General features: G+C 59.9%; 20 protein-coding genes. 5 read left to right on the top strand and 15 right to left on the bottom strand.

The features are described 5' to 3' along the window. Positions 1 to 36 precede the first annotated feature (36 nt). From LZ538_RS08765 to LZ538_RS08725, 11 genes are all read right to left on the bottom strand, one after another. On the bottom strand, positions 37 to 1,167 hold the full coding sequence (locus tag LZ538_RS08765; protein WP_249831643.1) for a glycosyltransferase family 4 protein: 1,131 nt from the start codon (positions 1,165 to 1,167) through the stop codon (positions 37 to 39). 12 nt (positions 1,168 to 1,179) lie between these two features. Further along, entirely contained in the window at positions 1,180 to 1,635 is a 456-nt protein-coding gene (locus LZ538_RS13430; protein WP_430741966.1) for a lasso peptide biosynthesis B2 protein, read from the bottom strand. Continuing rightward, a complete protein-coding gene (locus LZ538_RS08760) occupies positions 1,613 to 1,891 on the bottom strand; it encodes a PqqD family protein (RefSeq protein ID WP_249831642.1) in 279 nt (92 codons plus the stop codon). Before LZ538_RS08760 ends, LZ538_RS13430 begins: the two co-directional genes overlap by 23 nt. Positions 1,892 to 1,937: 46 nt before the next feature. After that, the gene (locus tag LZ538_RS08755; RefSeq protein ID WP_249831641.1) at positions 1,938 to 2,465 is read right to left on the bottom strand and encodes a phosphoenolpyruvate carboxykinase (ATP); all 528 of its coding nucleotides are present in this window, start codon (positions 2,463 to 2,465) and stop codon (positions 1,938 to 1,940) included. Positions 2,466 to 2,858: 393 nt separating this feature from the next. Further along, positions 2,859 to 2,999 (bottom strand): hypothetical protein, encoded by a 141-nt coding sequence (locus LZ538_RS08750; protein ID WP_249831640.1) that lies wholly within the window; start codon positions 2,997 to 2,999, stop codon positions 2,859 to 2,861. Positions 3,000 to 3,024: 25 nt separating this feature from the next. Beyond that, positions 3,025 to 4,923, bottom strand: a complete 1,899-nt coding sequence (locus LZ538_RS08745) for an asparagine synthase-related protein (protein ID WP_249831639.1) — start codon at positions 4,921 to 4,923, stop codon at positions 3,025 to 3,027. Further along, positions 4,920 to 6,599 carry an ABC transporter ATP-binding protein gene (locus tag LZ538_RS08740; RefSeq protein WP_249831638.1) on the bottom strand — a complete coding sequence of 560 codons (1,680 nt, stop codon included), beginning with the start codon at positions 6,597 to 6,599 and terminating at the stop codon, positions 4,920 to 4,922. The genes LZ538_RS08745 and LZ538_RS08740 overlap by 4 nt, the downstream gene beginning before the upstream one ends. Next, a complete protein-coding gene (locus LZ538_RS08735; protein ID WP_249831637.1) occupies positions 6,596 to 7,741 on the bottom strand; it encodes a nucleotidyltransferase family protein in 1,146 nt (381 codons plus the stop codon). The genes LZ538_RS08740 and LZ538_RS08735 overlap by 4 nt, the downstream gene beginning before the upstream one ends. A 58-nt stretch (positions 7,742 to 7,799) precedes the next feature. Further along, positions 7,800 to 8,135, bottom strand: a complete 336-nt coding sequence (locus tag LZ538_RS13450; RefSeq protein WP_488349803.1) for a DUF968 domain-containing protein — start codon at positions 8,133 to 8,135, stop codon at positions 7,800 to 7,802. Further along, a complete protein-coding gene (locus LZ538_RS08730; RefSeq protein ID WP_249831636.1) occupies positions 8,128 to 8,856 on the bottom strand; it encodes an ERF family protein in 729 nt (242 codons plus the stop codon). Before LZ538_RS08730 ends, LZ538_RS13450 begins: the two co-directional genes overlap by 8 nt. Beyond that, on the bottom strand, positions 8,856 to 9,749 hold the full coding sequence (locus LZ538_RS08725; protein ID WP_249831635.1) for a YqaJ viral recombinase family protein: 894 nt from the start codon (positions 9,747 to 9,749) through the stop codon (positions 8,856 to 8,858). The genes LZ538_RS08730 and LZ538_RS08725 overlap by 1 nt, the downstream gene beginning before the upstream one ends. 415 nt (positions 9,750 to 10,164) lie before the next feature. Here LZ538_RS08725 and LZ538_RS08720 point away from each other — a divergent pair, with 415 nt between their 5' ends. The 5 genes from LZ538_RS08720 to LZ538_RS08700 all read left to right on the top strand — a co-directional run bounded on the left by LZ538_RS08720 (position 10,165) and on the right by LZ538_RS08700 (position 15,301). Continuing rightward, positions 10,165 to 11,955, top strand: a complete 1,791-nt coding sequence (locus LZ538_RS08720; RefSeq protein ID WP_249831634.1) for a hypothetical protein — start codon at positions 10,165 to 10,167, stop codon at positions 11,953 to 11,955. Between the two features lie 15 nt (positions 11,956 to 11,970). Then, the gene (locus tag LZ538_RS08715) at positions 11,971 to 12,711 is read left to right on the top strand and encodes a WecB/TagA/CpsF family glycosyltransferase (protein ID WP_488349802.1); all 741 of its coding nucleotides are present in this window, start codon (positions 11,971 to 11,973) and stop codon (positions 12,709 to 12,711) included. Positions 12,712 to 12,784: 73 nt separating this feature from the next. Then, a complete protein-coding gene (locus tag LZ538_RS08710) occupies positions 12,785 to 13,822 on the top strand; it encodes a glycosyltransferase family 2 protein (protein ID WP_249831632.1) in 1,038 nt (345 codons plus the stop codon). Then, positions 13,815 to 14,729 carry a glycosyltransferase family 2 protein gene (locus LZ538_RS08705; protein ID WP_249831631.1) on the top strand — a complete coding sequence of 305 codons (915 nt, stop codon included), beginning with the start codon at positions 13,815 to 13,817 and terminating at the stop codon, positions 14,727 to 14,729. Before LZ538_RS08710 ends, LZ538_RS08705 begins: the two co-directional genes overlap by 8 nt. Next, on the top strand, positions 14,726 to 15,301 hold the full coding sequence (locus tag LZ538_RS08700) for a serine O-acetyltransferase (protein WP_249831630.1): 576 nt from the start codon (positions 14,726 to 14,728) through the stop codon (positions 15,299 to 15,301). The genes LZ538_RS08705 and LZ538_RS08700 overlap by 4 nt, the downstream gene beginning before the upstream one ends. Here LZ538_RS08700 and LZ538_RS13285 read toward each other — a convergent pair. The 4 genes from LZ538_RS13285 to LZ538_RS08680 all read right to left on the bottom strand — a co-directional run bounded on the left by LZ538_RS13285 (position 15,288) and on the right by LZ538_RS08680 (position 19,633). Further along, a complete protein-coding gene (locus tag LZ538_RS13285; protein ID WP_283937743.1) occupies positions 15,288 to 15,668 on the bottom strand; it encodes a serine O-acetyltransferase in 381 nt (126 codons plus the stop codon). The genes LZ538_RS08700 and LZ538_RS13285 overlap by 14 nt on opposite strands. A gap of 152 nt (positions 15,669 to 15,820) precedes the next feature. Then, positions 15,821 to 16,978 carry a glycosyltransferase family 2 protein gene (locus LZ538_RS08690; RefSeq protein ID WP_249831629.1) on the bottom strand — a complete coding sequence of 386 codons (1,158 nt, stop codon included), beginning with the start codon at positions 16,976 to 16,978 and terminating at the stop codon, positions 15,821 to 15,823. Then, positions 16,975 to 18,180, bottom strand: a complete 1,206-nt coding sequence (locus LZ538_RS08685; RefSeq protein WP_249831628.1) for a glycosyltransferase — start codon at positions 18,178 to 18,180, stop codon at positions 16,975 to 16,977. The genes LZ538_RS08690 and LZ538_RS08685 overlap by 4 nt, the downstream gene beginning before the upstream one ends. Positions 18,181 to 18,184: 4 nt before the next feature. Further along, a complete protein-coding gene (locus LZ538_RS08680; RefSeq protein ID WP_249831627.1) occupies positions 18,185 to 19,633 on the bottom strand; it encodes an oligosaccharide flippase family protein in 1,449 nt (482 codons plus the stop codon). Positions 19,634 to 19,691: the final 58 nt, after the last annotated feature.

The following is a 19,691-nucleotide window of genomic DNA, read 5'->3' as shown; positions in this document are numbered from 1 at the left end:
AGGCGTGCGGGTCGTATGCGGTAGTGGCCCGTCAGTCTAGACAAGGGACCGTCGCCGAACGCCTGCGGAAGCCAAGGCTGCAAGATATGCGTGAACCACGCGTTCTTCCGAAAAGCGCTCCTCCACCAAGCTCCGGGCGGCCAAGCCCATGCGAGTTCGTTCAGTGGCACTCATCCGCGCGATTTTTCGCATCGCATCGACCAGGGAGCTGACATCGCGGGGCGCGCAGGCCAGCCCACCGGCGGTTTCGACGACGAGCTCGCGACAGCCTGGCGTGTCAGTGGAAATGAGCGGGCGAGCCATGGCTGCACCCTCCAGCAGCGATCGCGGAACCCCTTCACGATAGAAGGAAGGCAGAACCATCACGCTAGCCTTGGCGATCTCGCCACGGACGTCTTCCCTGACCCCAAGATATTCGATCACGCCTTCGGCGATCCAGGAATCGAGCTCATCACGCTTGATCGCGGTGGGATTGCCCTCGTCCACCGGCCCGAGCAGGCGGAAGCGCGCATCGGGGAATTCGCGCCTGACCTCTTGGGCAGCTGCCACGAATTCGCGAACCCCCTTGCCCACTAGAAGGCGGGCGACGAGCAGGAATATCGGGCCGCCGTCCGGCAGCGGCTCCGGGACAAACTCCTTCAGGTCTATCCCCGAACCAGGGAGCACCTGCGCGTTTTGGCGAAGCACGATGCGATCTTCGACGAACTCACGCATGTCGTCTGCGTTCTGGAAGAAGACGTGGGCGCGCTTCAGAGCTACGCGGTAAAGGTTCGTCGCGAGACGCCGAAGCCAGGAGCGCTCGGAGAATGCCGTACCGAGGCCGCTGACATTAGCGATCGCCGGAATACCGAGGATTCGCGCGGCCAGGCAACCGTAGATATTGGGCTTGATTGTGAAGCTGAGGAACGCGGCAGGCCGCAGGCGACGCAGCACCTTCCAATATTTGAAGAATAAGCTGACGTCCGCGAACGGGTTCAAGCCAGAGCGATCGAGTTCGACATCGATTTGCTCGACGCCCAGCGCCGCCATTCGTTCGCTGTATGATGAATCAGGCGGCACCGCTACGACTACATCGAAGCCCGCATGCTTGAGCTGGCTGATCAAGCCCGCACGAAAGTTGACGATATTCCACGCCGTATTCGCAGCGGTGACCAGGCAAGCAGTCAACGGGATTGTGGCTCAGTCTTGGGGACCGGGCGGTGATGCCGGTTCCAACCTGCGATACGGCGCAACGTCGCCGCCAGTTACGACCAGTTCACCGCACGTAAGCCAGGCATGAGCGTCAATTGATCCTTCGCCGGCACGCTTCACACCAAGAGAGATGGAAGTCGGGAGATTGTGTCGAGCGAGCCAGCGCTGAGCGGCGAGGGCCTGCACAAGGCAATCTGCGCGCCAAGGGACCCTGTGATGTGCGCGCCCGATTGCCATGCCCACTCTCTTGATTAGCCTTCGACTGCGGGCTGGAGAGGCGTTGCTGTGGGTCTCAGTCAGCAACTCCTCGACATCGATTAGAGATAGCGTTGCCCGGGCGATCGCCAGTTCCTTCACGGCAATCGCCACGTCGATCCAATCCCGGACGTTGAGCCTAGATGCTCGGGTGAGCTTGCCCTGTTTATTCCGCGATGATGATCTCATGGGCCTTCAGCTCTTCCAGAAACGCCCTTGCATCGGCCTCGATGGTCGCGACAGGTATATCGAACTCGCCAGCAATCTTCTCGCAGATCTCGCTTGGCTTCAGTCCAGCCTGCAACCCTGTCCAAATCCGCGTCCCAACCTCGTCGAGGCCGTAATAGATCCCACTCTTAACTTGCAGCAGGACCGTTTCGCTCCCCATGGCGGTCGCGAAGGCATCGGGGGACGGCGTCAAACGCTGCGACAGGATATCCATCATGGGGCGGCTTGCTACGGCTCTCCCAATTAAAGACAAGCAAAAGCAGTCAGCCGATTACCTGCTTGATGGCCGCCTCAACCTCTCCCAATCGCCAATAGTCACGGGGATAGGTCAGTTGGAATAAAGGCACAGACGCCCCGAGCATGCTCACTTGTCCAAGCCTTCGTTTTGCATCGTCGGGATTAGTGGGATCGAGCGCGAAAGTCTGCTCCAGCAATGACATGGAAGCCGCGGAACCACCTGCCCGCTCAACGGCAATGTCCGCCTCCGGACTGGACTGAATCAAGAAGATTGCGCGGACAGGCAAAGGCCCTGCAGGCTCGTCCCCAGACATTCCCCCGACGTTCCATTTCTCCAGATAGTCGGCCACTCGCGACCGCTCGCAACCCTCCGCGATCAACTTGTCGACGGAATCCTGGAACAAGCGAAGGCTCCGGTAGACCGCTTTCGCCGTAACGCGGCCGTCTGCTGTTCCGATAAGGACGGCATCGTCGCCAAGCAGGGTCCAGCCATTGCTGTGCATACTGGCCGCAAGCGTGGACTTACCGGATCCGGAGGCGCCCACCAGGAGCACAGCCTTCTCATCAATCGCCGTTCCCGCTGCATGAAGGATGAGATGGCCTTCGTTTGCGAGAATTCGCGGGTAGATTTGGTCCAGAATCAGGTGCCGAATTGTTTCTGGCGATGGGTGGCCGATCTTTCGAACTCGAATTTCTCGGCTGGAGAAATCGACTTCGAAACTACCAACGCCTTCGAAGCTGATCTGAAAAAGGGTTGGGCTGGACGGGTCCGTTACAATGGAGAGGTCGCCGTCCCGCCACCTGCTGGCCCCACGGAGAGCGAAGGCACCTGAGGCGTTAACTACGCTCCAGTCATCCAGACAGAACTCGCCATCGGCGCCCAGATCCGACGTAAGCTTGATTGTCGAGCCTTTGCTCAGCCCGGGAATTCCGAGCGAATCGCCAGACTAAATATGCTTGGCCGTGGTCTGGTTACCGGCTGTCTCGGGATTGGAGACGGATCCTGAGGCGGTCTTCTTCACCATGTCGCCGTAGATGATGAGCTTTGGCGGAGAATATTTCGTCTCGCTTACGGGTGCAGTTTTCATGACCGACTACCTCTGGATACGTAAACTAGCGTTCTAACGTGCGGCGGGCCTTTTGGAGCCACCAGTTGAGGCATAGTGCGTCAACCCACTCCTTACAATGCCGCGGTTCAGACCAATCGGGCGGGACGATGGGAAGATGACCATCGGTGACATGCGGGGCCAGCACATTGCGAATTTGCTCCCGATCGAGATCGTCAGAACTAAAGCTTCCGAAGATCTCCTTCATCACCTGAAAGCCAAGGTGATCCATCCCGCGGCGCCACCGTACGCTGTCCGGCAGCTTTCCGGCCATCGCGCGCCTCAGGAGGATCTTAGGCCAGCCTCCCGACTGGAGCTGTTTCCACGGGAGCGACAAACAAAAATCAATGAGGCGCAGGTCCATGAAGGGGTCTCGCGGCTCCACGCCGAAGGAAGCAGCGACGCGGTCATATCGCTCGCGGCCCACCGTCAGTATGGCCTGTGAAATGGATTGCGCCCGCTGATCGTCATCCAGGGCACCGATCCGTTCCGCGTCGAGCCTCGTCTTTCGCCGCCTGTCGTTCAGCCTAGCCCGATCGATCAGCTGCTTCGAAATCCGTCCCGATCGACTGCTGCGGAGGTCATTAAGCCACCATGCAAGCCGCCGTCGTCCTGCCACTGCCGGAGAAGGCGCCCACGCAGTCCAAAGGCTACGTCCAAAAAGACTCAGTGCAGGCGGAGGCAAGTTCCAGAAGTTGGCTGTGGCGCGCGCCTCACGCCACAGCGTGAGCAGATTACCGCGCCGCGCCAGCTTGGTCATGTAGGTCGCGCCAGACACGAGAAGGTCTCCGGCGCCTCCGTCGAGGACCACTTTTACTCCGTCGCGGCTCGCAGCGCGGTAAATCATGCGGAACAGCCCCATGTGACAGTCAAAGGGCTCCTCTTCGTTCCTGGTGAGCTCGATGATCTCGTCGCGATAACTCGTCATTTCCTCCACCCGGATAATCCGCGGATCGAGGCCAGGCATCTGAGAGGATTCGTAGATTCCAAGCGTTTCCATGGAAGTCGCCGGATCACTGAGTGCGACTGAATAGGTAGCGAGAGGCCCTCGCCCCTGGGATTTTAGGATCTCGGCCGCGATCGCGCTGACCGAGCCCGAGTCCATGCCTCCGGATAACATCGAGCCAACGCCGTTCGCGCTGCGAAGGCGGGACCCTACGGCCGCTCGAAAGGTATCGAGAAACGCCTCAACATAGCCTTCGTCCGTCTTCAACCGAAGCTGTGCCGGCATGGAAAGCCGCCAGTAGCGCTCGACCGAAAGGCCCGATTCATCCGCAACCAGGGTGTGCGCGGGCGGAAGCCGATGCACCCCTCGGTAAAAGGTCTCCGTCAGGGTGCTGCGCTCAAGATTGTCGAGGAAGTCGGCGACCCGGCCCTCATTTAGCTGCTTTGGAATGAGGGAGTGATGCACGACCGCTCGCGGCTCGGTCGCGAACACGAACGCCCGGCCCGGCAAATATGCATAGCTTAGCTGCCGCATCCCCATCTGGTCGCGCGCACAGAACAGCCGCCGGCGCCGACCATCCCAGATGGCGAAGGCGAAATCACCGAGCAGGTGGCCCGGGCAGTCTTCGCCCCATCGCAGATAGGCGCGCAGGATCAGCTCACCGTCGCCGATCGTCCGCCCGCCCGGCGGGACGCCGAGCGCGGCGAAAAGCTCGTCCCGATTGTCCAGGCGCGCATCCGCGGTGATCGTGCAGCGGCTCTCGGGGTGATGAAGGGGCAGCTGCTCGACGGCAGCTTCGCGCGTCGTAGTGAGCAACGTGTGCCCGAGAATGATGTTCTGGTCGTGCCAGACACGGAAGGCGTCGGGTCCCCGGGCCTTCAGGACTTCGAGGGTCGGGTCCAACTCATCGGCTGCGGGCGCTCTCCCATTGAGCCCGACAACCCCGCAAATCCCGCTCATCCGAGAGCTTGGTTCAGTTTCGCGGGGCCGCGAGACGTCTCGTGCAGCAGACCATCGTCCAGCGTCAGGATGCGATCGGCAAGCGCGAGCGTCGCCGGCCTGTGAGTCACGAGGAGCACGGTGCGCCCCTTCAGTGCGTCAAGGCAGGCAGCGATGAACGCACACTCCCCTTCCTCGTCGAACATCGAAGTCGCCTCGTCAAAAAGGAGGATCGGCGGGTCGTTGATCAGCGCGCGGGCAAGGGCGATTCGCTGCCGCTGCCCGCCCGACAGACGGAGACCGCGGTCGCCGATCAAAGTATCCATTCCGTCCGGGAGACCAGCGATGAACTTGCTGGCCTGAGCGAGGCGGGCCGCGCGATCGACTCGCTCTTCGGTCGGGGTCTCCGCGCCAAAGGCAATGTTGTCGCGGATCGTACCGTTGAACAGGAAGGCGCTCTGCGGAACGAGCCCTATCTGCCGGCGCACGTCGGCTACGGTAAGGCCTGCGCTGTCCTGTCCATCGATGAAAATCCTTCCAGATAGCGGCATGTAATAACGAAGGAGCAGGTTGATCATGGCGGTCTTGCCCGCGCCGTTCGCGCCAAGCAGCGCGACCGTCTCGCCTGCGGCAATGTCGAGATTGACCCCTCGCAGCACGGTTTCGCGACCCGGATATGCGAACGTCACATCCTCAAAGACGATGTTTCCACGCGCCCGCCAATCCGGCGATTGCCGATCGATCAGATTTTCGGCGTCGATGTCGAGGACGCCCTGCAGCCGCGTCAATGTTCCGCGCGCGGTCTGCACCTGGCCGTAAAGGTGGGCTAGCGCGCCCACGGGCCGTGTGAGTAGCGCCGCATAGAAAAGGAAGCTGAACAGCTCTGCAGCGCTCATCTGACCGGTCCGAACATTGTGTCCGGCGAGCAACAGAATCGCGAGCGCGGCGAAAGCGGCCAGAAGCCCAATGAGGGGTTCGAGCGCGGCATAAATCGTGCCTTCGCGCACCGCCAGGCCGGCGGACCGCCTGAGTGCTGCCTGGTAGCGTTCGCTCTGGGCGCGTTCGCGCGTGAACGCCTTCGTCGCCGGAAGCATCTCGAGCGCTTCCTCCGCGACCGCGACAACTTTCGCCTCTGCTTCCTGCCAGGCCCTGCCGAGAGCCCTGAGCCGCCGCCCGACGATCTTCAGGATCAGGTAAAAGGCCGGAACCAGCACCGGTACCACCAGCGCGAGCCGGGCATCGATGCGGAACATCAGGACGATGGCTCCCAAAGTCGTGAGCAGTCTCGAGGGGATGGTCGTCAGGGTGGCCGTCAGGAAATTGCTCAGGCGCGAGATCTCGAAGGTCATCAGCGCGAGCGTGTCGCCTTTGCTGCGGCCGTCGTGGAACCCGAGAGGGAGGCGCTGCACGTGGTCGAATACCCGCTGCCGGAGGTCGGACAGGAGGTGCGCGGTCGTCCGCGCGGACTGATAGGCAGTCCCGAAGCTGAGCAGCGCAACCCCGGCCAGGCAGAGCAGAAGCAGCGGTATGACCTGTCCCTGGCCGGAAGCGGAGCCGGAAACGATCCGGGCAAGCATCTGCCCGGCCAGCCACGGCACCGCCAGAATGAGTATCGAACTGGCCGTAGTCAGGAGAACGAGGATGCTGAGGGGACCGCTGTACGGCCTCGCGAAGGCGATGAGCTGTCGAGCCTTCATCCGGCATTCGCTCCCGTCGGACGGTGCCGGATCAGCTCCCGCACCCGGCGAAGGTAGAGCAGCGGGAGAGGCTTGTCGCGCTCGGATGGATATTTGGCTTGCATGAACTGCCGGCTGGGAAGCAGCTTCGCGAGCGCATATTGCGCCTTTCGCTGCGGACCCCGGACCGCCCACCAGTCCATCGCGGCCCGGCCGAGCTGGCCACGGCGAAAGTAACGATTGGGTCCCGCGCGCCTCAGCCGCTCCTGAACATGCGCTGGGCAGAAGGAGCCGAATCGCGCTTGCGCCGCCATCAATCCGTCGACGATCACATCACCGAGCGCCCCCGACTTTGCCAGCTCGACAACCTCCTCCCACTCCGGTGGCGTGAGAGAGCGTCCCAGCAATAAAAGATCCCACAGCCAGATCAGCCGATTGCCACCAAAATAAACGTCGGCGCCGACATAATAGGGCGAGCAATCGTGCAGGGCGCGGTGAACGCAAGCATGAGCCAGCAGGATGGAACGAGCAGGAGCGAACGCAGCCCGTGAGAGCTTCGTCAGTGCGCGACGGCCCGACCATAACGTCTCGAATGGGAAGGCTCCATGAAGCGCCGGGGCGTTCAGTACTCTCCAGTGTAGATCGATGGAATGTACCGAGCCGTCGTCCGCACGACAGAGCCAGGATTCCTGCCCCCGGAGGACTTCCGGCAGGCCTGGCTCCTCGCTTTCAGCTTGAAAGCCTAGCCTTTGAAAAACTCGTCTCGCCTCGGTGAGAGCGCACTGTTCGACTAGAAGATCAGTGTCGCCTCGGGCTCGCTGAGCTGGGTTGTCATATAGATCGTATGCGAGAGCCGTCCCCTTGAGCAGAAGGCAACGTATCCCTCGGTCGTCGAACTCTTCCAGAATACGACCTAGAACGGCTCGGTGTCGTAGCTCCCACATGGCCTGCGAAAGAGCGATGTTGCGCAGCTCCTCTTCAAACGAGCTCGAAGGCCCTTCGGAGCCAGTACTCCGCTCGTGCAGCAAGCCAGCGATGCCGTGATACCGCACCGCTTTTACAAGATCAGCGGTGGGGCAAGGCTCATCTTGAATAGACGGATAGCCACGCCCAGCGATCAGGTCGGCCAGCAGCTGGTCCTTTCCCGTGAGTTCCCGCAGCATCGCCAAATCACTAACCACCACATAAGTGTAAGGCCATGCTTAGAATCTCAGCGATCAACTAGAGTTCCCGTAGCCTTCGCCAGTGCGGAGACCTGCGAGCGAACTCACAAGCGAGCTCTCGCAGATCAATCGAATGTTTCAGCTCGAAACGAGCCTCACCGATCGTGTGTTGCTCCCGATGATGCAATGCGCAGAGGCTGATCACCCAACGATCAGAAGGCTTGAGCCCGATCCCTCCTCCCGTTCCTCGCCGAACGTGGGCGCATTCGACCGGGATCCGTTCGCAGCCGGGAATTGAGCACGAGTGCTTGCGGACCCACGACAGATGACCTTGGCACCGGCCCGATTGAGACGCCGGTTTGGTCCGCACAAGGCGCCTCGGGAATTTAAGCATTCTGCAGCGCTTCGGGAGCTGGGGTCGAGCGGCGCTTGGACGATCTTGCCCGAGCAACCTTCGGCTTCGCGGGTTTCGACCTCAAGTATTCTCGCCGGGATGAGAAGTCGCTGCCGATCTCAGAATAGAGATCTCCGTGCTCCCGACTGAGAGCAGTGAGAAGGCTTCGGTTACGATCCTGTACCAGCGTGACCGCCTCCTCGGACTCGCAACCAGCCAGGAGATCACGGATGTCGATAATCCACTGCTGCCAGCCTTGCTCAGGTTGAGGGCCGTGAAGCTTGGCTCGTGGTCGACGGGCTCCACGACTATCCGCTTCCGCTTCTCCGGTAGGAATGCAAAAGGTCTGCACCATTGCGGTCTTAAATGCTGAAGCCATTGCCTTGGCGGTAGCCTTGTCGGTCTCGTCGGACGCTTCTCCGTAGGTTGCGACGACGTGTGAGGAACCATCATCAACGCTTACGAAGGTATAAGCGACTTTGACCGCCACCGAGGTCATCGAGGTTGAACTGGGACTTACGGCTGAAGAGCTCCGCTCCAGCGCGTGAACGAGCAAACACACACGGTGTTGAGCGAGCAGTGGCGCCAAGCCTCCCAAAACGTCATCGATCGAGCGATACTCGTATTTTCCTTCAGGGCTAAAATGGGCTTTGGGGATGCCCGCTTCGGCGAGATCGGCGGCAACTGCGTGGATCGCCGAATAAATTAGCGGCGCAGGCATCAGACGAACTCTCGAATGGTGATTGCCCCTGCCCTGCTTCGCTTGGCCTCGATGCCGTGGCCGAAAGCCCGCGTAACATCTTCGTCGATTAGCTGTTTGATTTGCGCGGACGCATTCGCATGCGTCTTCGCTGCCAAACGATTTTCGAGCCAATCAAATGCTGCGGACGCCCACGCATTGTTGCCTTCAAAGCAGACTTCGCGAGTCCCCAGCGGCCTCGGGGTCGGTGGAGGTTCCACCGGCACGGGCTCGGTGCCGCGTATGACGCAATCCCAGAACTGCCGCTCCGCTGTGAGGAGATCCTGCTGGTAGAGCCAGTCCGAAGCCACCTCGATGATCTCGTATTTGTGGTTGCCGAAGATGACTGAAAGCACCGCACGTTCGGCTTTTAGAACCGCCATATTGTGCTGGAGCTGAGGCATGAATCGTTCAAGGATGTCATCCAGCGAGGAGAAAGCGTTGGTGTGTTTCGCCTCCCAGACGGCTCCAAGTTCATGAACGAAGCCATCGATGGTGCAGCGCCGCCACGCGTCATTGAAGCACACGCTGGACTCTCGGATGCGCGTGATCGCGTTTCCTGAGACCTTTTCGTACCACTGGCGGTTGAAGGCTTCTGTCCAGTTGCCGAGGTTCACCGCGAGGACATCAGAAAGGTCTTCGCTCGGCCGAAGGCAGCGCTTCTCCTCCCATAACGACCTCAGCTTCTTACTATCTCCAGAAAGAATGACGTTCGCATCGCTGCCGCCAACCCCGAGTAAGCGAGCGCCCATTTCGTCCTGATCGAGGGATAATTCTCTAAAGTGGGGCCAATGATGTCTTCGCTTTGGCCTTTCAAGACCTGCGATGAACTCTAAGTTTTTCTCTAGGAGTGAAGGACTCGTCCATTGTTCCATAAACGACTCCGTTTGTCTTTAGACAGGTTGAATCGCTCTAGTCTCTAGACTATTCAAGAGAAATTCTTCTAGAAGTTTGCTTTATTCGAAAGATAGCTCAATTATTCTTGGCTCGGCTCTATCTTGGTGCCCGGCCCAACGCCGTCGATCATGACTGTTACGGGGGGCGAAATGTCGACACGGTTGCAAACGGCTGACCGGTCTTTCGCGGCAGCGTTCGTCGGCGCAATCATTCTGATTGTTCTGCTTGACTTTAACCCCCTCGAAACAATGCAACTGGAAGCGCTGGCCGACACGTGGTCTTTTAGCTGCAGGTCGATCGATTGTGGATTGATGTTCGACTAAGTCTTGGTGCAGCCTGCAATTGTAATGGAATCCGCAGGAGTCAGGCGGACGCATTGAGGGGTTCTGTTAAGTGCGCGTACTGCGTGTTTTGCTTGGAGTTACCGCGGCCTTCCTTCCTCTCGCGATGTGGGGCATCTCGAGCGGCTCGGCCATGATGGGTGGTGCGCTTTATAGCCGCGCTAACGAATTGCTGTCCTCCGGCCGCGTCTCAGAAACTCCTCCTGGCCAATCCGTCGCCTACGAGAAGTCAAGGGTAGGAACAAACGTTGATCAGCTCAGCTATTGGTCAACTGCAACACCGTTTCTGGACCTCATGAAATCTTCGGGCGACTGGCTCCCTCAAGCGCCCCCAGGTGTTTGGAGCACGGAAGAAAAGCTCGATCTGGACGAGAATGGATGGGTGCGCTCATTGCCAACAGACGGACCCCTGCGGCACCGGAGCGCCGGCCTAGTCGTGCTCCGTGGCGGTGACGCTGGGTCGGCTCCTCCCCACGCCCGTTATGTCGTTCTCTATGATGGCGAAGGCGTCATCGATGGAATGCAAGGCTCACGCGTTGTGCAGCGTGAAAAGTCAAAACAGCGCTTGCTGATCGAAGCGGCGGATAACGGCTGGCTTCATATTTCGATTAGGTCCACCGACCCCAACCATAATGGGAATTATCTACGAAACATTCGCATCGTCCGCGAAGACCTCTTTCCTCGCTTCCAGCGTGGCGAAATTTTTCATCCCACCTTTTTAAAGAAGGCCTCGACCTTCCAGGTGATACGTTTCATGAACTGGATGGCGACGAACAAGCTCATTCGCCCTGACGGAACGGAGCTCGTCCGGCGAGGTCGAGAGCCTTACGACCTGTCTGCGTCCTATCTTCTGAATTGGAGCGATCGTCCCCGACCTTCGGAGGCGTTGTGGACGCGAGGCGTACCGGTCGAAATCATGGTCGCGCTCGCCAACCGAAGCGGGGCTGACCCCTGGTTCAACATGCCCATTAACGCGAGCGATGATTATTTGCGCGGCTTCGCCAATTATGTCCGCACAAATCTAAACCCAGGAAGAAAGATCCACGTTGAGCTCTCGAACGAGGTATGGAACCTCGGCTACGTCCAGGCCCGCTACGCCGAGGCACGAGCGAAGGAAACTTTCGGCCCGCAGGCCAGCTATATCGAATGGTATGGCAAACGAGCAGCGGAAATGGCAGCGATCTGGAACTCGGCCTTTGGTGAGCCCCCGACTGGCGATACCAAGAAAGATCGCGTTCGTGTTGTTTACGGTACACAAATCGTCTGGAAAGGCCGGGAAACTCCGGGTTTGGAGACGCCTCATTGGTTTGATGGAAAAGGGAAGCATCGGCGCGCCGCGGACTATTTCGACGAATACGCGATAACCGGCTATTATAATTTCCACATTCCGGCGGCAGAAAAACTCGCAACCGTTACCAACTGGTGGAGCGATCCAGACGGCGGCTATAACCGAGCCCTGAAGTCACTGAGCGACGGCGTCAGGTTCGAACAATCTCCACTATATTCGTATCACGCTGAGCGATCGCGCCAATATGGGCTCGCGCTTGTGACCTATGAGAGCGGCTATGGTGAGCTCACACCACCTAATCAGCATCTCAACCAACGCTACACCGACTTCCTTGTTGCCTTGCAGCGGCGGCCGGAGATCTATCGGGTGGAATTGGCTAACTTCGAGGCATTCCGCCGGGCGGGTGGAAGCCTGTTCATGAATTACGGGCTCATCGGAAAGCCCACGAAATACGGTAGTTGGTCTATCTTCGAGTCCATCGATCAGCCGACTTCGCCGCGATACGAGGCATTATTGGACATGCTGCAAGCAGCTGCGGCAAGGCCCACTAAGTAGATCTCGAGTTTCGTTGTGAGCCTTGTCCGCCAGATCGGTCCTGTGAGAGTCAGGGTCCAAACATGCAAAGGAGCAATCGCGGAGGTCTTGCACTCGGTAAAAGAGGGGTCGGCTGAAGTCTTTGGCTTTTGCAACGCCCACACGGTCAACCTGGCTCTATCATGCCCACAGTTTGCCGAAGCGTTGGGTCAAATGATCATTTTCAATGATGGTTTGGGTGTCGATATTGCTGGTCGGCTTCTGTACTCCCAAGGTTTTCCAGAAAACCTCAACGGGACGGACCTTACACCTGCTATCCTGTCTCAGTTGGCGCCCGGGACGCGCATTTTCCTATTGGGGAGCACGGCCGAGGTCTTGGCTGATGCTCTGAGATCCCTTTCCGCCTTGTTCCCACACCTAAACTTGTGCGGATCCCTGCACGGCTTCTTTCAAGAAGATCAGAATCAACCAATCGCCGACCAGATTCGCAAATCCGCGGCCGATCTCGTTCTGGTCGGCATGGGTCAGCCACGCCAGGAGCTTTGGGCAGTTCGGCACGGGGTGAGCACAGGCGCAACGCTGCTGTGCATCGGGGCGTATCTCGATTTCGCCGCTGGCCGCTTCTCCCGCGCGCCAGCAATACTGCGCAAACTTCGGCTGGAATGGCTGTTCCGCCTAGCGCTGGAGCCCCGCCGACTATGGCGGCGATATCTCGTCGGCAACCTGACTTTCCTTTGGCACATTATTCTGCTCCGGTGCCGAAATCTCATTGATTGACATATTCTTTTCCTCTTAGGTACTTAACGGCGTCCTGAGCGCACGTAGCAAGGCGGCGAGTTGCGGAATCTTTATGTCTGTTGCCGTCGTCATCGTGAATTTTCGTACCGCAGCGCTCGTAGGGAAGTGCCTCCAAGCGCTGTTGTCTGAACGTGCCCGGTTACCCGGAATGTGCGCGATCATTGTTGATGGCGGTTCTAACGACGGATCTGCCGAGACCCTCCGAAAATTCTTGTCGCAAGGCCAGTTCCGCGAGTGGACCGACCTCATAACTCTTGAAGTGAATGGGGGTTTTGCGTTCGCGAACAATGTTGCCCTGTCCAGTTTGCTGGCTCGCCGGGACCCGCCGGAATTCATCATGCTGCTCAATCCTGACACGGTGATTGAGCCCCAAGCGGTCGTGATCTTGGCGGATTACCTTCGTGATAACCCGACGGTAGCGGCAGTTGGAAGCCAGTTGTTGGAACCCGACGGAACGCCGACGGGGAGTGCATTTCCATTTCCCAACCTGCGGGGTGAAATGGCGCGAGCTGCACGCACCGATCTCATCTATCGTTTGCTCAGGGCTCGCCCGCCCGCCTATCCACCGGCGCAAAACGATTTCGAGGCGGATTGGGTAACCGGCGCAAGCGTGATGCTTCGCACCGCGGCACTGCGCGATAGCGGCCTCTTTGACGACGGCTTCTTCCTGTACCACGAAGAAATCGAGCTGATGTGGCGGATGCGCAAGTCAGGTTGGCAGATTCGTCATGAACCACGGAGCCGAGTGCGGCACGTTGGCGGCGCGGCAACCGGAGTACACAGCCGACCACTACCTGGCGCCAAGCTCCCGCCCCGCCCTGCCTATTGGTACGAGTCCAGGCGGCGCTTTTTCTCTCTGACGCGCGGTCGTTTCACGGCAATGACCGCGGTGCTCAGCTGGGGCATTGGTTACGCCATCTTTTCGCTTCGCCGGAGTCTCCGGATGTCGCGGAATTTGCAGTTGATCGAGCATGAGCTTCGAGACCAGCTGCAGCATTCATTCCCGTGGCGTGCAGATCCCCCCAGCCCGTCCATCAGATCCATCACTACACGCGATCATCTGCCAATGTGGATGACCTCACATGACTGATGAGCCATCGATCAGGGGAGCAGTAGTCATCGGTCGCAACGAGGGCGAGCGCCTCCGGATCTCGTTGCAATCAATCAAGCGCGACTTCGAGCGAGTTGTATACGTCGATTCGGACTCAAATGACGGCAGCGTCGAGCTGGCGCGCTCATTTGACGTGCCGGTTGTTGAACTTGATCGTCGCCAGCCTCTGACAGCTGCCCGTGCGAGGAACGCAGGGGCGGCCGAGCTCTTGCGGCTTTTTCCCTCCACAGATTTCATTCAGTTCATCGACGGTGATTGTGAGATTGAATCAAGTTGGCTTGGTACCGGATTGAGCCACCTTCGATCGCATTCTGACGTTGCCGCCGTCTGCGGAAGGCGCCGCGAGCGTTACCCGCGAGCCTCGTTGTTCAACCGGCTTTGTGACTTGGAGTGGGATACGCCCATCGGCGATGTGCAGTCGTGCGGAGGCGATGTGCTCATGAGGACCACCGCGTTCCAGCAAGTTGGCGGATTCAAACCCACACTGATCGCCGGTGAGGAGCCAGACCTGTGCTTTCGCCTGCGGCAGGCGGGCTGGCGGATCGTTCGGCTGGACGCGGCGATGACAATCCACGACGCGGCAATTTTCCACCTTCGCCAGTGGTGGCAGCGTGCCAAGCGTAGCGGCTATGCGGATATGGAAGCGAATGCTTGCAGAGGCCGTAGTGAACCCCATCTGCGGAGGCGCGTCATGAGCAACTTCGTATGGTCACTCCCGCCGGCATGGCCGTTGTGGCCAGTTCTCTGGCTTCGTTGCTACACCAGGCGCGGAGCTCTCTACGCGACCCATATCGTCGCTGGAAAACTGCCGCATGCCATCGGTCAGTTTGAATATTGGCGTCGCTCGAGACGTTCAGGTGCTCCCACGCTTATCGAGTATAAATGATGGTCGACCTCGCCCGAGAACCGGACGATTTCGAAGCGTCGGCAGCTACCGAACGACCGAGGGGCTCGCCGCTGATTGCCCTCATTCGCGAGGACCTGCGCTCTCATGGTAGTGATTGGACCCGCCCTGGCTTCCGCGCGATTGCCGTTTATCGGTTCGGAGTATGGCGAATGGACATCCGACCGAAACTACTACGGGCGCCGCTGAGCATCTTTTATCGCCTGTTGTTTCGGTATGTGCGAAACCGTTACGGCATCGAATTGCCTTATTCGGCTCAGATTGGTCGGCGCGTGGTAATTGAGCATCAATCTGGGATTGTCGTGCATGGCGCGACGGTGATCGGGGACGATTGCACAGTCCGCCAGAACTGCACGTTCGGGATCAAGAACAAGTCTGACGCGACGGCCGCGCCGATTCTTGGTGACCGCGTGGACGTCGGAGCCGGGGCCGTGGTTCTAGGCCGTGTGCGCATTGGCGACGACGCCGTTATCGGCGCCAACGCCGTAGTGTTGATCGATGTGCCAGCTGGCGCGCTCGCTGTGGGAGTGCCGGCAGCGATCAAGCGCCGCTGATCGATCCGCGTCTCTTCACGATGCGTGCCGGCACTCCCACAGCGGTCGCACCGGCAGGGACGTCGCACAATACGACCGAATTGGCGCCAATCACGGCATGATCGCCGATCGTCACCGCACCTAGTATCTTGGCACCGGCTCCGACGTCTACGTGACCACCGAGGCGTGGAATACCGCCCCCAGCCGCACCGATCGTGACCTGCTGGAAGAGCAGGCAATTCGGCCCAATCTCCGAGTCCGGGTGGATGACAATACCATTGGGATGGGGAATGAGGAGTCCGCCACCGATACGGCAATTGAGCGGGATATCGGCACCCGTCACAACCGACCAGAAGCGATGAGCGAGCACGGCAGAACGCTGCCGCAACCAGCGCACTGCCACGGGCCCCCGGGGATTCTGGTAACGCCGAAGGGACGCAAGTAGGGCACGCGAGGGGTGCCACTTGCCGCGCGACTTTCGCTCCCGGCTCCAATCTGGATCGGTCGCCGAAATCAACGTGGTCGATTGAAAATAGCTGTTCATTCGCGGGCGGTCCGGACCCAGCCCTTCTGGCGGGCACCGAGTAGCTTCAAGTAAATAGGTAACTTCCAAACAATATATAGCGGGGCCGCAAGTAGAGCCTTAAGCGAGACTATTTTGCGGCCCTCGGCAAACCAGGCCAATAGAACGGCAAATACGATGGCGCCGAGCGACACGGTAATGATCGCGAACGGAGCAAAATCCCCGGCTGCGATGCCGAATGCGGCTGCAGCCGCGCTGCCGATAATCAGGACCATGACGAGCAGCGCGATCGGCGGCACAAACAGATCGAGTGCTGAAATGACCAAGGCGAGGCGCCTTTGCTCTACAGCTGCCCGAAGTAGCGCCGGAGCGTTAACAATCGCAGAACTAAGAAAGCCATGCTCCCAACGTGTACGTTGCGTCATCGTGGCCTTCTGGCTCGCTGGCATACTGGTGACTTGGCCTGCCTCGGTCCAGACGATGTCCTTTCCTTCGCGCAGCAACGCCTGACCCATGTTGAGATCCTCCACAATGTCACCGGTTGCGAGGGGAACCGAAGCGAACAGTGGCCAAGGGAAAGCCATCCCAGTTCCCTGAAGAATCCCCGGAGCGCCAAGTCGCGCTAGCCCCCGCTGTCGCACGAGGTTCTTCACCAGAAATGCGAACGACGAGATGGCCACGAGGGGCGATGAGCCAACTGTTCGTTCAATGAGGTTCAAGCATTGCGTAGCCGCCTGCCGCGACGCGGCAACGGACGCTAGAGTCTTGAGCGTTCCAGCCGCAGGCCGACAGTCGGCGTCAATTACGATCACCACGGCTGGCTGGACGTCGGCGAGCTCGTCACGTCCGAACGCCAGCGCGAAGCCCTTCCCTCTATGGTTCGCGTCATCGCGTTCGACCACACAGGCGCCGCTCCGTCGAGCCAGATTCGCGGTATCATCGGAACAATTGTCTGCGACGACCAGCAGGTGATCGTCTGGCCTGAGTTCGGCGCGTATCGCCGCCACGGTCTCTTCGATGCCAAGGGCTTCGTCATGCGCCGGGACGAGCACGGCAAACGGCGGCGCTGGCTCGGTCACCAAACCTCGCAAGGGTCTCAGCCCAAGCAGGCACTCGACCGTGAACATCAAGGCGGGGAGTGCCAAAAAAGCTGCGCAGATGACCGCGAATATCATGCTGGCACGGCGAAACGGTCGAGCAGGATGCCCGCGTTCGCGTCAGCATCATGCAATGCGGCAACACGTCGACGGCCTTCCTGGCCAAGGTTGACAAGCTGTTCGGGAGCGGCCTCGAGCGCTTGGCGCATCGCCTCAGTCAGCGCCTCTGTTGAGCCGGCGGGGATGATCCAGCCACATCGCGTGTCTACCAGTTCCGAGATGCCTGCCACAGCGGTCGCAATAACCGGGCGACCGAGTGCCAGAGATTCCATGATCACCACCGGTAGCCCCTCAGCGAAGCTGGGCAAAACCATCGCACGGCTAGCGCTAAGCTCGGCTCGCACCTCCGCGTTGCTGCACCAGCCAAGGACTTTGACCCTGTGCTCGATGCCGAGCGTGCGAATTTTTTCCTCAAGGGTGCCCCGCAGCTCGCCGTCCCCGACGAGGCGCAGTTCGAACTCATTCTCCTCTTCAACGAGCAGCCTTGCCGCCTCAAGCAGCAGCGGCAAGCCTTTTTGCGCACTGAGCCGGGAGACGCAGACGAGCCGCCGCGCCGCTGTAGGCGGGCCTGGTTCCATGTCGAGAAAGCCTCGGTCGACGCCACAGCGAACCACTTCAATGCGGGGCCAATCGGCCAAGCGTGCCCAACGCATCAATTGACTGCGTCCGAAGCTCGAAACGGCGGCCGTGAAACGAGCATCCGCAATCTTACCCTCGAGGCAGTAAGCGCGAGGAGCATCAAACTCGTCGGGGCCGTGCACCGTCATACTGTAGCTGGTACCGGAAATCACGCGCGCGAGCCGAGCAACCGCCGCCGGGTTGGTACCGAAGTGCGCGTGAATGTGCTCGATCCCTCGCTGCGCCAAAATGCGTGCCAGCGCGCAAGCTTCCGCGAGATAGGCCAAGTGCCGAACCAGGCCAATACCGCCGGCGCGATTCATCTCATGTGCAATGCCGAGCGCCTTGAGGAAGCGCAGCGGGTGGCTGATCGCCGCAAGCAGAACCGCCCCTAGGAGAGAAAGCGCGCTACCCAATCCATCAAGCAAGACCAGCGTCCGGGCAAGCTCCTCTGCGTCCGCGGGATCGGGTAGCTGCTCCTTCGTACGGCGAATTGAAATTCGCGTGATCTCAACGCCCCGCTGCTCCAGCGCCGCTATCTCGCGGCGAATGAAACTGTGGCTCACCTTTGGATAGGCATTGGTAAGATAGGCTATGTGCATGGGCTCAGCCAGCGATCCCGAGCGGCTGGGACGCCGAGTAACTTTTGATTAGCTCGCAAGCGCCGTAGGTGAGTGCAGCGGTCGCGACGAATAGGCCGGTCCCGATAAGGTCTTGCCGGACATAGGCATAGCCTTCGCGCCATAAACCAATCTTGCTGACGACGAGCACGGGAAGGACGCTCACCGCCACTCCGACCACCGCGCCGACTTCGCCTCCGAGCCATGCTCCAGTGACGCTCAGAAGACAAAGCAGCACGAACCGCAGAGCATTGCCTAGAGCCGGGTAGTGCACCTTCCCGAGAACAAACAACATGGGGTCCATGCTCCAGGCGAGGATCAGCGGCCAGACGCCGATTGCCAAGATCTGGAGTATCCATCCGGCGTCAGACCAACGCGGATCGTAGAGCACGACCACTAGAACGTCGCCGGCTCCGACCAAGCTGCCAAGCGCCAGCGCCGCAAAAGCGAGCAACCAGCGCCGGCGCGACCTAATCTTCTCGCGAGCCTCAACCCGCGGAAGGTGTTTCGACATTGCGAAAGTCGGCAGGATTACCCGGGATGACAGCGCGATCATTATCGCCCGAGGCACGTCGGACAGCATGAACGCAATGTTGTAAATGCCGAGAAAGTCGAGCGAAAACAGCTTGCCTAGAATCAGCCGGTCGGTCTGCCCGGCAAGAAAAGTGAACATCGTCGAGATGAAAATCCAGCGTCCCCACGAGAAAAGCTCTCTCAGTACCGCCCGGTCAAAGCCGAATCGATCCCGGTTCGGGCAGTTGAGGACGTGGCTCCCGGCCACCTTGGCAATCGACGAGGAAAGCCCCCCGGCCACAAGTGCCCAAATCGAAGGATCGGCGAGCGCCCAGAGAATGACAACGGCCAAGCCGATCGCCTGCGCCATCAGCTCCAGCAGCGCCAGCCGCCGCACCTCCATGCGTTTGCGCATCAGCATGACGGAGGTCGACTGAAAGCCGGCGATGGTTGCGGAAAGGCCGGTGACGGGAAGGACCCAGGCGATCCGTGCGTCCCCGTAGAAGCTCGCTACGAATGGCGCGGCCGCAACGCAAACTAGCCACAGCGCCACCCCGCGCATTGCCTGTACGGCAAACACGTTGGCGAGGAACTTCCGATCGTCGCCGCGGTCACCGCGAACGACATTGTCCGAAAGACCCACGTCGGAGAACATCGCGATCGCCATGAGAACGGACTGGACGATCGCCATCAGTCCAAACAGCTCGGGAAAGAGGAGCCTGGTGGTGACGAGGCTGCCGGCGAACCTCAACAGCTGCGCTCCGCCGAAAGCGGTCAACGTCCAGATCGTGCCGGAAAGGGCCAGCCGCTGCGTCGTTCCAAGCGCCGACCAACGGTCCATGAAGGCCGACAGCTCGGGACGCGCGGCAGCGGTCAGCCGCAAGCGGGCAGCAGGGCCGGACCGGTCCAGAATTCGTTTCACCGCCAGTGCCTTGGATTCGTTGCAAAAAGATGGGAGTTGATTAACGTTGAAGACTAGT

The sequence above is a fragment of the Sphingomonas hankyongi genome, assembly GCF_023516575.1.
GTDB classification, from domain to species: domain Bacteria; phylum Pseudomonadota; class Alphaproteobacteria; order Sphingomonadales; family Sphingomonadaceae; genus Sphingomicrobium; species Sphingomicrobium hankyongi.
The sequence above is the reverse complement of the archived record's forward strand: the minus strand, read 5'-3'. Positions and strand labels throughout refer to the sequence as shown.

Coding starts and splice junctions, on each gene's coding strand:
- LZ538_RS13430 (WP_430741966.1), bottom strand. CDS start 1,635: ATGAGATCATCATCGCGGAATAAACAGGGCAAGCTCACCCGAGCATCT.
- LZ538_RS08760 (WP_249831642.1), bottom strand. CDS start 1,891: ATGATGGATATCCTGTCGCAGCGTTTGACGCCGTCCCCCGATGCCTTC.
- LZ538_RS08750 (WP_249831640.1), bottom strand. CDS start 2,999: ATGAAAACTGCACCCGTAAGCGAGACGAAATATTCTCCGCCAAAGCTC.
- LZ538_RS08745 (WP_249831639.1), bottom strand. CDS start 4,923: ATGAGCGGGATTTGCGGGGTTGTCGGGCTCAATGGGAGAGCGCCCGCA.
- LZ538_RS08740 (WP_249831638.1), bottom strand. CDS start 6,599: ATGAAGGCTCGACAGCTCATCGCCTTCGCGAGGCCGTACAGCGGTCCC.
- LZ538_RS08735 (WP_249831637.1), bottom strand. CDS start 7,741: ATGCTGCGGGAACTCACGGGAAAGGACCAGCTGCTGGCCGACCTGATC.
- LZ538_RS13450 (WP_488349803.1), bottom strand. CDS start 8,135: ATGCTTAAATTCCCGAGGCGCCTTGTGCGGACCAAACCGGCGTCTCAA.
- LZ538_RS08730 (WP_249831636.1), bottom strand. CDS start 8,856: ATGCCTGCGCCGCTAATTTATTCGGCGATCCACGCAGTTGCCGCCGAT.
- LZ538_RS08725 (WP_249831635.1), bottom strand. CDS start 9,749: ATGGAACAATGGACGAGTCCTTCACTCCTAGAGAAAAACTTAGAGTTC.
- LZ538_RS08710 (WP_249831632.1), top strand. CDS start 12,785: ATGTCTGTTGCCGTCGTCATCGTGAATTTTCGTACCGCAGCGCTCGTA.
- LZ538_RS08705 (WP_249831631.1), top strand. CDS start 13,815: ATGACTGATGAGCCATCGATCAGGGGAGCAGTAGTCATCGGTCGCAAC.
- LZ538_RS08700 (WP_249831630.1), top strand. CDS start 14,726: ATGATGGTCGACCTCGCCCGAGAACCGGACGATTTCGAAGCGTCGGCA.
- LZ538_RS08690 (WP_249831629.1), bottom strand. CDS start 16,978: ATGATATTCGCGGTCATCTGCGCAGCTTTTTTGGCACTCCCCGCCTTG.
- LZ538_RS08685 (WP_249831628.1), bottom strand. CDS start 18,180: ATGCACATAGCCTATCTTACCAATGCCTATCCAAAGGTGAGCCACAGT.